The sequence below is a fragment of the Enterobacter mori LMG 25706 genome (assembly GCF_000211415.1).
GTDB classification, from domain to species: Bacteria; Pseudomonadota; Gammaproteobacteria; order Enterobacterales; family Enterobacteriaceae; genus Enterobacter; species Enterobacter mori.
In genome coordinates this window covers 379,589-392,035 of record NZ_GL890774.1, presented here as the reverse complement: position 1 = coordinate 392,035, position 12,447 = coordinate 379,589, and the positions used below count along the sequence as shown (strand labels likewise).

6 protein-coding genes are annotated in these 12,447 nt (G+C 59.6%); 2 read left to right on the top strand and 4 right to left on the bottom strand.

Annotation, left to right across the window (positions count from 1 at the left end):
• Positions 1-16 precede the first annotated feature (16 nt).
• The 4 genes from nrdD to treR all read right to left on the bottom strand — a co-directional run bounded on the left by nrdD (position 17) and on the right by treR (position 6,720).
• Positions 17-2,155: an anaerobic ribonucleoside-triphosphate reductase gene (gene nrdD, locus ENTMO_RS0103670; protein WP_010427359.1), complete on the bottom strand. Its 2,139-nt coding sequence runs from the start codon at positions 2,153-2,155 to the stop codon at positions 17-19.
• A gap of 375 nt (positions 2,156-2,530) precedes the next feature.
• Complete coding sequence (gene treC / locus ENTMO_RS0103665) at positions 2,531-4,174, bottom strand: alpha,alpha-phosphotrehalase (RefSeq protein WP_010427358.1); 1,644 nt, start codon at positions 4,172-4,174, stop codon at positions 2,531-2,533.
• A 51-nt stretch (positions 4,175-4,225) separates the two neighbouring features.
• Positions 4,226-5,644, bottom strand: coding sequence for a PTS trehalose transporter subunit IIBC (treB, locus tag ENTMO_RS0103660; protein ID WP_010427357.1), 1,419 nt, complete (start codon positions 5,642-5,644; stop codon positions 4,226-4,228).
• Between the two features lie 128 nt (positions 5,645-5,772).
• The gene (gene treR / locus ENTMO_RS0103655) at positions 5,773-6,720 is read right to left on the bottom strand and encodes a trehalose operon repressor TreR (protein ID WP_010427356.1); all 948 of its coding nucleotides are present in this window, start codon (positions 6,718-6,720) and stop codon (positions 5,773-5,775) included.
• Positions 6,721-7,111: 391 nt separating this feature from the next.
• Here treR and mgtA point away from each other — a divergent pair, with 391 nt between their 5' ends.
• Both mgtA and ENTMO_RS0103645 read left to right on the top strand, forming a co-directional pair.
• Positions 7,112-9,820: a magnesium-translocating P-type ATPase gene (gene mgtA / locus ENTMO_RS0103650; protein ID WP_010427355.1), complete on the top strand. Its 2,709-nt coding sequence runs from the start codon at positions 7,112-7,114 to the stop codon at positions 9,818-9,820.
• Between the two features lie 211 nt (positions 9,821-10,031).
• On the top strand, positions 10,032-12,416 hold the full coding sequence (locus ENTMO_RS0103645) for a beta-N-acetylhexosaminidase (RefSeq protein WP_010427354.1): 2,385 nt from the start codon (positions 10,032-10,034) through the stop codon (positions 12,414-12,416).
• Positions 12,417-12,447 lie beyond the last annotated feature (31 nt).

Here is a 12,447-nt window from a genome sequence, read left to right as displayed (position 1 = left end):
GAACCCGGCGCAAAACTTACCCGATCTGCCCATTCCCCAAATGCTTCACGCGGCGCTTCACCTCTTCCTGCTTCCCGGCGTTAAACGGACGCGCATCCGGGCTGCCGAGATAGCCGCACACGCGGCGGGTGACGGAGACGCGAGCCGCGTCGTGGTTGCCGCATTTCGGGCAGGTAAAGCCTTTGCTGGTGCACTCAAACTCACCGGTAAATCCGCACTCGTAGCACTCGTCGATGGGCGTGTTGGTGCCGTAATACGGCACGTGCTGGTAGCTGTAATCCCACACGTCTTCCAGCGCCTTCAGGTTGTGCTGAATGTTCGGGTACTCGCCGTAGCAGATGAAGCCGCCGCTGGCGATCGGCGGGTACGCCGCTTCGAAGTCGATCTTGTCGTACGGGTTCACCTTCTTCTCCACGTCGAGGTGGAAGCTGTTGGTGTAGTACCCTTTATCCGTCACCCCTTCCACAATGCCGAACTCGGCGGTGTCCGGACGGCAGAAGCGATCGCACAGGTTCTCGCTCGGCGTGCTGTAGAGGCTAAACCCGTAGCCGGTTTCCTCTTTCCACTGGTCTACCGCGTCGCGCAGGCGCTGAACGATGGCGATGCCCTTTTCGCGCAGGGCCTCGCTGTCATACATATGCGTATCGCCCGCCAATGCATTGATGGTCTCGTGTATACCGATATAGCCCAGCGAAATCGACGCGCGACCGTTTTTGAAGATTTCGGACACGTCATCGTCCGCCTTCAGGCGCACGCCGCAGGCTCCTTCCATATAGAGGATGGGCGCGACGCGGGCTTTCACCCCTTCCAGACGCGCGATGCGGGTCATCAGCGCTTTACGCGCCAGCTGCAGGCGCTCGTCCAGCAGCGTCCAGAAGGCGTCTTCGTTACCTTTTGCTTCCAGCGCGATGCGCGGCAGGTTCAGGCTGATAACGCCCAGGTTGTTGCGCCCATCGTGGATCTGCTCACCGTTTTCGTCTTCGTACACGCCGAGGAAGCTGCGGCAGCCCATTGGCGTTTTAAACGAACCGGTCACTTTGACGACCTGATCGTAGTTCAGGATGTCCGGGTACATGCGCTTGCTCGCGCACTCCAGCGCCAGCTGTTTGATGTCGTAGTTCGGATCGCCAAACTTGTGGTTCAGGCCGTCGCGGATGGCGAACACCAGTTTCGGGAACACGGCCGTTTTGCGGTTTTTGCCGAGGCCGGAGATGCGGTTACGCAGAATGGACTGCTGGATGAGGCGCGATTCCCAGCTGGTGCCCAGACCGAAGCCGAAGGTCACAAACGGCGTCTGGCCGTTGGCGGTGTGCAGCGTGTTCACTTCATATTCCAGCGACTGGAAGGCGTCGTAGCACTCTTTCTCGGTGCGGGAGTGCGCGTAGCCGTCAGCGTCCGGGATCTGCCACTCTTCGGCGGTTTTACGGTGCTTGTTGAAGCTGGCCGTCACGAACGGGGCCAGCACTTCATCAATGCGGTTAATGGTGGTGCCGCCGTAAATGTGGCTGGCAACCTGAGCGATAATCTGCGCGGTGACGGCGGTGGCCGTGGAGATGGACTTAGGCGGTTCAATCTCGGCGTTACCCATTTTAAAACCGTGGGTCAGCATGCCCTTCAGGTCGATCAGCATGCAGTTGAACATCGGGAAGAACGGCGAATAGTCGAGGTCGTGGTAGTGAATTTCACCGCGCTCGTGTGCCGACACCACGTCGCGCGGCAGCAGATGCTGACGGGCATAGTGTTTGGCGACGATACCGGCCAGCAGGTCGCGCTGGGTCGGGATCACTTTACTGTCTTTATTGGCGTTTTCGTTGAGCAGGGCGGAGTTGGTCTGCTCGACCAGGCCACGGATCTCCTGGTTCAGACGGCCGCGCTTCTCGCGCTGCACGTCACGATCGTGACGATACTCAATGTAGGCGCGCGCCAGCTGCTTGTAAGGCCCCGCCATCAGCTGGTTCTCAACCGCGGTCTGGATCTCGTTGATATCGACCTGGCTGCGTTCATTCATCTGGCTGCTAACGACTTCTGCGACGGTGGCGCAGTAATCTGCGTCATCGACTCCCGCTGCTTTAGCTGCACGCAGAATGGCTTCCTGGATGCGCTCTGATTTAAACGGCACTTTACAGCCATCACGTTTCATCACATGCGGTGTCATGATCACTCCATTTTTGAAAACAGGTTATCCACAGAGGTGGAGAAGTATTCACCGGGCGTATTTCCCGCCGGGCCAAAGACTTCCCGCGTTCCCAGCTCGTGTTATCCACAATTCCGGCCAGCGTATGCGCCGTCTTGTTGTTGGAATAGTAGACGATAAATACAAGATGTTGGGTCGGCGTGCATTTTAAGTGCTACATATAGTGATTTGCATCAAACATGTTTGCGTTTTATTTGATGCAGAACAAAGTAAAAAGACGAGAGTACAAACGGCGGGCGCTTCAGCGATTGTAAAGGCGTGCGAGAAAAATCTGATTAATTATTCAACAAAAACAGTAAAATAAGCCGGGTGCTGGGCGGCACCCGACAAGGAACGTTACTGCTGCAGCCACCAGATCGCTTCAAACGGACGGAGCGACGTCGTTTGCGGTGTAGGGTAGTTACTCATCAGCGCCTGCGGCTGACCGCTGAGTACGTCCGTTTCCCATTCCTGAGGCGTATGACTCAGGTTTGCCACCACCACCAGCGTTTGTCCCTGCCACTGACGGCGGTAAGCCCAAAGAGAAGGATGTTCCGGCAGGAGATCCTCATAATCCCCCCACGTCAGCACCGGCAGAGTTTTGCGCAGGCTAATCAGCGACTGGTAGGTGTAAAACACCGAATCCGGGTCATCGAGCGCCGCGCGGGCGTTCACGGTTTCGTAGTTGTCGCAGACGCCAATCCACGGCTCGCCCTCGCTAAAACCCGCATTGTGCGACGCGTCCCACTGCATCGGCGTGCGTCCATTATCGCGGGACTTACTCGCCAGAATCGCCAGTAGCTCGTCCGGTTCGCGGCCGTTGGCCCGCAGTTCTGCAAACATGTTCAGGCTTTCCACGTCGCGGTAATCGGTGATGCGGCTGAAGTGCGGGTTGGTCATCCCCAGCTCTTCGCCCTGATAGATATACGGCGTACCTTGCATGCCGTGCAGCACCATGCCGAGCATCTTCGCGGCAGCCACGCGGTGTTCGCCTTCATCACCAAAGCGCGACACGATGCGCGGCTGGTCGTGGTTACACCAGAACAGCGCGTTCCAGGCTTTGTTGTGCATCCCCTGCTGCCAGTGGCGGAAGAGGGTTTTCAGCGCGACGAAGTCCGGCTTCGCCTTCGTCCACTTTTCGCCGCCGGGGTAGTCCACCTTCAGATGATGAAAGTTGAAGGTCATCGACAGCTCGCTGCCGTCGAGCGACGCGTACTGCTGGCAGTTCTCCAGCGAGGTCGAGGACATCTCGCCTACCGTCATCAGGTTGCGCGGGGTGAAGACGTCGCGGCTCATCTCCTGCAGATATTCGTGGATGCGCGGCCCGTCGGTATAGAAGCGGCGGCCGTCTCCGATGTTGTCGTCCGGGAAATCCTGATCTTTTGAAATCAGGTTAATCACGTCCAGACGCAAGCCGTCCACGCCGCGATCGGCCCAGAACTCGCACACTTTTTTCAGCTCGGCGCGCACCTCCGGGTTCTCCCAGTTGAGGTCCGCCTGCTCCGGCGCAAACAGGTGCAAATAGTACTGCTCGCTCTCGGCGTGCCAGCGCCAGGCGTTGCCGCCAAACTTGGAGCGCCAGTTGTTGGGAAGCTGCTCCGGCGTGCCGTCGCGCCAGATGTAGAACTGGCGATACGGGCTCGCTTTGTTCAGCGACTCGCGGAACCAGGCGTGCTGCGTGGAGGTGTGGTTAAACACCATATCCAGTACGATGCGAATGCCGCGCGCGTGCGCCCCGGCAACCAGCTCGTCGAAGTCATCCAACGTGCCGTAGGCCGGGTCAATGGCGGTGTAATTCGCCACGTCGTAACCGTTATCCACCTGCGGGGAGATATAAAACGGCGTCAGCCAGATGGCGTCGATGCCGAGGGTGTTCAGGTAGTCCAGACGCTGCGTTACGCCGCGTAAATCACCAGTGCCGCTGCCGGTAGTGTCCTGGAAACTTTTTGGGTAAATCTGATAGATGACGCCGTTCTGCCACCAGTGAGGAAGAGTATTCATAGTGCGTTCCTGCAAATGCGAAGGGGCGCAACTGCGCCCCGAAAGAAAACGTTAAACAATCTGCAGCGTGCCCTGACGGAACTTACGCTGGTAAACCACGGTGGTGAGCGCCATTGGGACGATAATTGCAACTGCCATCGCCAGCGCAAATACCTGCCAGAACGCGGGCTGGATGGAGAGGATGCCCGGCAGCCCGCCGACGCCAATCCCGTTTGCCATCACGCCGTTCAGGCCGCACAGCAGGCCCGCCAGACCGGAACCGATCATCGCGCAGAGCATCGGGAAGCGGTATTTCAGGTTGATGCCGTACATCGCCGGTTCGGTGACGCCGAGGTAGGCGGAGATAGCTGCCGGAACGGAGATTTCACGTTCGTTATGCTTGCGGCTGACGATGATGATGCCGGTCACCGCAGACGCCTGCGCAATGTTAGACAGCGCGATAATCGGCCAGACCGGCGTGCCGCCAAGGCTCTGGATCATCTGCATATCTATCGCCAGCGTGGTCTGGTGTACGCCGGTGATCACCAGCGGGGCGTACAGGAAGCCAAACAGCGCGGCACCAATCGGCGCGAAGCTGCCGGTCATCAGGTGACGGACCGCGAAGGCCACGCCGTCGCCGATCATGCGGCCAAACGGACCGATAAAGGCGTGCGCCAGGAACACAGCAATAATCAGCGAGCAGACCGGCACCACCACCAGATAGAGGTAATCCGGCACGATGCGCTTCAGGCGCGTTTCAATAAAGCCCAGCGCCAGACCGGCCAGCAGTGCCGGGATCACCTGCGCCTGGTAGCCCACCTTAGCGATGGTAAACAGCCCGAAGTTCCACACTTCCGGCACCTGCTGCCCAAGTAAGTAAGCGTTCATTAACTGTGGAGAGACCAGCGTGACGCCCAGCACGATACCCAGAATCGGCGTGCCGCCCATTTTGCGCACCGCCGACCAGCAGATCCCCACCGGCAGGTAGAAGAAAATCGCTTCGCCAATCAGCCACAGGAAGTCATAGATGCTTTGCAGCGCCGGGTACATCTGCGCCAGGGTTTTGCCGTCGCTCATCGGCACATCGCCGATGACGTTACGGAAGCCTAAGATTAAGCCCCCGCTGATCAGCGCTGGCAGCAGCGGGAAGAAGATCTCCGCGAAGTGGGAAATCAGCTGCTCATGCCACTTCATATTCTGGCGCGCGGCCTTCTTCGCCTGCTCTTTATCAGCAGAAGAATGCCCGGTTGTCGCCAGCAGAGCCTGATAGTAATCGCCCACTTCGGTACCAATAACGACCTGGAACTGACCGGCGTTGGTGAAGCAGCCTTTGACCATGGAAAGTTCTTCAATGGCCTTCGGGTTGGCTTTGGCCGGGTCGTTCAGCACGAAGCGCAGGCGGGTAATGCAATGACTGACGGTGGCGATGTTTTCGCGGCCGCCGACCAGGACGATCAGCCGATCGATATCTGCTTGTTTGACTTTACTCATCATGAAACCTCATGACAGATGGTGAGGGGGATAATGACCTGAGCGCAAGCCTACTCCTTCAGCGTGACGGCGAAAATGGGAACGTTCCCGAAATCAGGCGAAGATCACAATAATCCGTTGAGCGGGGGTTAAGAGAGGTGGGCGGGAATAACGATCTGACGCGGCTCAGCGCGCCCGTTGATCTGCTCTATCAGCTGCGCGGCGGCCTGCCTGCCGGACTCGGCGTAGCCCGGATCGACGGTGATAATTTCCGGGTGCAGGAACTTCATCAGCGGCGTGCTGCCGACGCTCGCCACCTGCAGGTTATCGATGCGCTGCTCCTGGATATATTTGCTCGCGCCCAGCGCCAGGGTATCCGTGGCGCACACCAGCGCGGTGGTCTGCGGCGTCAGAACGCTGGCGACCTGCTCGTAGCCCTGCTTCATGCCCAGCCCCGGCAGGGAGGCCACGGCGGAGAGATTGTGCTGTTTGCAAAAGGCCAGATACGCCTCGTGGCGGCGCTTGCCGGTGGTGACGTCCGCGTGCGGTACGCCCAGATAGCTGATGTGGCGATGGCCTTGCTCGTACAGACGCTGCATCAGGGTCACGATTGCCCCTTCATCGTCATAGCAGACAGACGCGAAACCGTGGGCATCGCGCGCCAGCAGCACCAGCGAGGGCTGCCAGGGTTTGAGCATCTCTTCTTTGATGCCGGTAAAGCCAAACAGCACCACGCCATCAATATTGCGCCGCTGAAGCATACCCAGATGCTCTTCAACCAGTTGCACAGAGAACTGGCTCTCCATCATGATCGGGTCATAGCCCTGCTCGTAGAAGGCGGGTAGCATGGTCTGCACGGCGAGGTTTTCTGACAGGGAATCCAGACGCGAAACAATAATGGCGACCACCTTGTCACTCTGCCCGCGCATGGCGCGCGCGGAACGGGAAGGGGAAAACCCGTGCTGATTCATGACCGCCTCAACGCGCTCGCGGGTGCGTTCGCTGACGCCGCTTTCGTTGTTCAGCACGCGTGAGACGGTGGATTTCCCCACGCCGCTTAAACGCGCGATGTCTTTAATCGTAAGGCGGTTCTGCATGCTGTATTCCGTGTAACAACGACAAAATGGTCAATTGAGCCTAATGCTATAGCGCGATTTCGCTATGGGCAAAGTCTGGTTTACGTTCGGTTTATTTACGTGGGGTTATAATACCGTCCGATGCGCCACGAACGGTATGGATAAATCCTTATACTGCGTGGCGAAACCTGACTTTTTACTTACCGGAGGCTTTATGGATCCCGATCCCACACCTCTCCTGAACGGGAGAATGCGTTCTTTCCGGTAAGCCAGCCTGTTGCTGGCTCACCGGAGATGTGAGGCAGCAACGTCATAAACGTTCCTGCTTGAAAAATTAAGTGCCTCTCAGGTACGGCCTTGCCACGCCTGAAGGAAATGCTGCGTCCGCCCCTGCGGATGCGGAGGAATGCCTATGTTGAAAACTATCACCCGGCAGCTGCAGGCCCTGCTGAGCCGCCACCTGCCACACCGTCTTGTTCAGCGCGACCCGGTGCCAGACGCCAAAAATATGGCGGGGGCGGCGATCCCCGCGTCCCTGACCGAACGCTGCCTGAACGTGGCGGCGATGGATGAAAACGAAGTCTGGCGCGCCTTTGGCGGTCACCCGGAAGGGCTGAATGCCTCAGAAGTGGAAAAAATCCGCGCCGTGCACGGCGATAATCAGATCCCGGCGCAAAAGCCGTCTCCGTGGTGGATACACCTGTGGCTCTGCTATCGCAACCCGTTCAACCTGCTGCTGACGGTGCTGGGCATCATCTCCTACGCCACTGAAGACCTGTTTGCCGCAGGCGTCATTGCCCTGATGGTGGGCATCTCCACGCTGCTGAACTTCATTCAGGAAGCCCGCTCCACCAAAGCGGCGGACGCCCTCAAGGCGATGGTCAGCAACACCGCGACCGTCTCGCGCGTGATTAACGATCTCGGCGAAAACGCCTGGGTGGAACTGCCTATCGACCAGCTGGTGCCGGGCGATCTGGTGAAGCTGGCGGCGGGGGACATGATCCCGGCGGATTTACGCATCATCCAGGCGCGCGATCTGTTCGTGGCGCAGGCCTCCCTGACCGGGGAATCCCTGCCCGTTGAAAAGGTAGCGCGCAGCCGCGACCCGCAGCAGATGAACCCGCTCGAGTGCGACACCCTGTGCTTTATGGGTACCACGGTGGTCAGCGGCACGGCGCAGGCGATTGTCACCGCCACCGGGGGCAACACCTGGTTTGGCCAGCTCGCGGGACGCGTCAGCGAGCAGGAGAGCGAGCCGAATGCCTTCCAGAAGGGGATTGGCCGCGTCAGCATGCTGCTGATCCGCTTTATGATGGTGATGACGCCAATCGTCCTGCTGATCAACGGCTACACCAAAGGCGACTGGTGGGAGGCGGCCCTGTTTGCGCTCTCCGTGGCCGTCGGCCTGACGCCGGAAATGCTGCCGATGATTGTCACCTCCACGCTGGCGCGCGGGGCGGTGAAGCTCTCTAAACAGAAAGTGATCGTCAAACACCTTGACGCCATCCAGAACTTTGGCGCGATGGATATCCTCTGCACCGATAAAACCGGCACCCTGACGCAGGACAAAATCGTGCTGGAGAACCACACGGATATCGCCGGTAAAACCAGTGAGCGTGTGCTGCACAGCGCGTGGCTGAACAGCCACTACCAGACCGGGCTGAAAAACCTGCTCGACGTCGCGGTGCTGGAAGGGGTAGACGAAGAGTCTGCCCGCACGCTCTCCGGCCGCTGGCAGAAGGTGGATGAGATCCCGTTCGACTTCGAGCGCCGCCGCATGTCGGTGGTGGTGAGCGAGCAACAGGACGTCCACCAGCTGATCTGCAAAGGCGCGCTGCAGGAGATCCTCAACGTGTCGACGCAGGTTCGTCATAACGGCGAGATCGTGCCGCTGGACGACACCATGCTGCGCCGCATCAAACGCGTCACCGATAACCTGAACCGTCAGGGGCTGCGCGTGGTAGCCGTCGCCAGCAAGTTCCTGCCCGCGCGTGAAGGGGACTATCAGCGTATCGACGAATCCGATCTGATCCTCGAGGGTTACATCGCTTTCCTCGATCCGCCGAAAGAGACCACCGCACCGGCGCTGAAGGCGCTGAAGGCGAGCGGTATTACCGTCAAAATTCTCACCGGAGACAGCGAGCTGGTGGCGGCCAAAGTGTGCCATGAGGTGGGGCTGGACGCGGGTGACGTAGTGGTGGGAAGCGATATTGAACATCTCTCCGACGACGAGCTGGCGCAGCTTGCCCAGCGCACCACGCTGTTTGCCCGCCTGACGCCGATGCACAAAGAGCGCATCGTCACGCTGCTGCGTCGCGAAGGGCACGTGGTGGGCTTTATGGGCGACGGCATTAACGACGCGCCCGCGCTGCGTGCGGCGGACATTGGTATCTCCGTCGACGGCGCGGTGGACATCGCCCGCGAGGCGGCGGATATCATCCTGCTGGAAAAGAGCCTGATGGTGCTGGAGGAGGGCGTGATCGAAGGCCGCCGCACCTTCGCCAACATGCTCAAGTACATCAAAATGACCGCCAGCTCCAACTTCGGTAACGTCTTCAGCGTGCTGGTGGCGAGCGCGTTTCTGCCGTTCCTGCCGATGCTGCCGCTGCACCTGCTGATCCAGAACCTGATGTACGATGTCTCTCAGGTGGCGATCCCGTTTGATAACGTGGACGACGAGCAGATCCAGAAGCCGCAGCGCTGGAATCCGTCAGATCTTGGTCGTTTCATGCTGTTCTTCGGGCCGATCAGCTCCATCTTCGACATTCTGACCTTCTGCCTGATGTGGTTTGTGTTCCACGCCAACACCCCGGAACACCAGACCCTGTTCCAGTCCGGCTGGTTCGTGGTAGGTCTGCTGTCGCAGACGCTGATTGTGCACATGATCCGCACCCGCCGCATTCCGTTCATCCAGAGCCGTGCCGCGTGGCCGCTGATTGTGATGACGGGCATTGTGATGGCGCTGGGTATTGCGCTGCCGTTCTCCCCGCTGGCGAGCTACCTGCAGCTGCAGGCGCTGCCGCTGAGCTACTTCCCGTGGCTGGTGGCGATCCTCGCCGGTTATATGGTGCTGACCCAGATGGTGAAAGGGTTCTATGCGCGTCGGTATGGGTGGCAGTAATTTTTTTACCCTCACCCTAACCCTCTCCCTGTAAGGGAGAGGGGATGATTACACCCTCGCCCCTTTGGGGAGAGGGCCGGGGTGAGGGGACTGGCTTTCCTCTCAAATTCAACAACCTGTGATCTCCGTCGGCGCAATCGCTTGACGACAAATTGAGCGCATGTTAACAGAATGTTTTGCCTTTATTTGGCCCGTCAGATAAGGAACATTCATGTTACGGTACAGTCTCTTAACCGCCGGGCTGATGCTCGGCGCCTCAGCCTTTGCCGCTCCGGCAGGCGATCTCCCTTTAATGCCCTGGCCTGCTAAGGTCGAACGCCCGACGATGCAGGGCACGCTGGTGCTTAACGATAAAATTTCCGTTAGCGTCAGCGGCGACGATCTGGGCGACGCGGTCAACCGCCTGCGCCAGCGCATCGCCCTGCAGACCGGCTGGACGCTGCAGCCGCAGGCTGAAAAGCCAGACAAACCGACCATCCGCATTGCCATTGCCAAAAAGGTCAAGCCGCAGCCGCTGCCGGACAGCGACGAAAGCTATAAGCTGACGGTGGATGCCAACGGGGTGAATATCTCCGCCAACACCCGCTTCGGCGCGCTGCGCGCCATGGAAACCCTGCTCCAGCTGATGCAGAACGGCGCGGAAAACACCTCGCTGCCGTGGGTCACCATTGAAGATTCACCGCGCTTCTCGTGGCGCGGGCTGCTGCTGGACTCGGCGCGTCACTTTATTCCGCTGCCGGATATCAAACGCCAGATCGACGGCATGGCCGCAGCGAAGCTCAACGTCCTGCACTGGCACCTGACAGACGATCAGGGCTGGCGCTTCAGCTCGAAGCGTTACCCTAAGCTGACGCAGCTTGCCAGCGACGGGCTGTTCTACACGCCGGAACAGATGCGCGAGGTCGTGCGTTACGCTACCGAGCGCGGCATCCGCGTGGTGCCGGAGATCGACATGCCGGGCCACGCCTCGGCGATTGCCGTGGCCTACCCGGAGCTGATGAGCGCCCCGGGGCCTTATGAAATGGAGCGCCACTGGGGCGTGCTGAAGCCGGTGCTGGATCCGACAAAAGACGCAACCTACGCCTTCGCCGACGCTATGGTCAGCGAACTGGCGGCGATCTTCCCCGATCCGTATCTGCATATCGGCGGCGATGAGGTGGACGACAGCCGGTGGAAAGAGAATGCGGCGATCCAAAAATTCATGCGCGATAACAAGCTCTCGGACAGCCACGCGCTGCAGGCGTATTTCAACCGCAAGCTGGAGACGATCCTCGAGAAACACCACCGGCAGATGGTCGGCTGGGACGAGATCTACCATCCCGATCTGCCGAAAAGCATTCTGATCCAGTCCTGGCAGGGGCAGGATGCGCTGGGGCAGGTGGCGCAGAACGGCTACAAGGGCATTCTGTCGACGGGCTTCTATCTCGACCAACCGCAATCTACCGCTTACCACTATCGGAATGAAATCGTGCCGCAGGGCTTAAACGGCGTGGATGTGATTGCAGACACCGACAGCGTCCAGAGCTGGGCCTTCACCATGCCGCGCCTGAAGGGCAAGCCGGTTGAGGGGAGCTTCACGCTGGTGAAAGGGGATGCCGGCTGGCGTGGATTTATTGATTTTGCCGGGAAATCCCGCCGCGCGGTGCAGGATATTGAATGGCGTGACGACAACCAGGTCACGTTTACCGTCGATACCTGGATGGGCGAAACGCGCCCGGTGGTCTCCGTTGATAACGATAAGCTGAGCGGCTATTTCCTGGTGGGTAATGCCCGGTATCCAGTTAGCGGCACGCGCCTGGACGAGGTGCCGAAAGGCATTCCGCCGGTCGTGCCGGACGTGGCGAATCAGGCCAACCTGCTCGGCGGAGAAGCCGCGCTGTGGGCGGAAAACGTGGTGGCACCGGTGCTGGATATCCGCCTGTGGCCGCGCGCCTTTGCGGTGGCAGAGCGGCTGTGGTCAGCGAAGGACGTCAACGATGTCGACAACATGTACACCCGCCTGCTGGCGATGGACAGCTGGTCGACGGTGTCGGTCGGGCTGCAGCAGCATACCCAGCAGCAGGTGCAGTTCACGCGGTTGGCGAACAATGCCGATACCCTGCCGCTGCAGATCCTCGCGCAGGCGGTAGAGCCCGCGCAGTATTACACCCGTCAGCACCTGAAGTTCCAGGCGGGAAATTATCATCAGTTCGAACCGCTCAATCGCTTCGCGGATGCGCTGAACGCCGAAAGCGCCACGGTGCGGCAGATGAACAAATGGGCCGACCGTCTGGTGAGCGACGCCGAAGACACGGAAAGCGCCGACGCGCTGCGCCACGTCTTTAACCGCTGGCAGAGCAACACCAGCGACGCGCTGGCGCTAAGCGACAACAGCTATCAGCTGAAGGCGATGAAGCCGGTGATTCAGGAAGTGGATAAGCTGGCCTCGATTGGCCTGCGGCTCACCGACCTGGTGGCGCGTCAGGGCACGCTGGATGATAAAGAGATCGTGTCGATTCAGAGCGAGCTGGATAACGCGGCGAAGGTGCAGGACGAGGTGGTCATTGCGGCGGTGTATCCGCTGGAGACGCTGCTGCGCGCCACGCGGAATCAGTAGACCCCCTCACCCTAACCCTCTCCCAAAGGGA

Bases quoted from the DNA above. Each gene is read 5' to 3' on its own strand.
- nrdD (WP_010427359.1), bottom strand. From the start codon at position 2,155: ATGACACCGCATGTGATGAAACGTGATGGCTGTAAAGTGCCGTTTAAA.
- treR (WP_010427356.1), bottom strand. From the start codon at position 6,720: ATGCAGAACCGCCTTACGATTAAAGACATCGCGCGTTTAAGCGGCGTG.
- treC (WP_010427358.1), bottom strand. From the start codon at position 4,174: ATGAATACTCTTCCTCACTGGTGGCAGAACGGCGTCATCTATCAGATT.
- mgtA (WP_010427355.1), top strand. From the start codon at position 7,112: ATGTTGAAAACTATCACCCGGCAGCTGCAGGCCCTGCTGAGCCGCCAC.
- treB (WP_010427357.1), bottom strand. From the start codon at position 5,644: ATGAGTAAAGTCAAACAAGCAGATATCGATCGGCTGATCGTCCTGGTC.
- ENTMO_RS0103645 (WP_010427354.1), top strand. From the start codon at position 10,032: ATGTTACGGTACAGTCTCTTAACCGCCGGGCTGATGCTCGGCGCCTCA.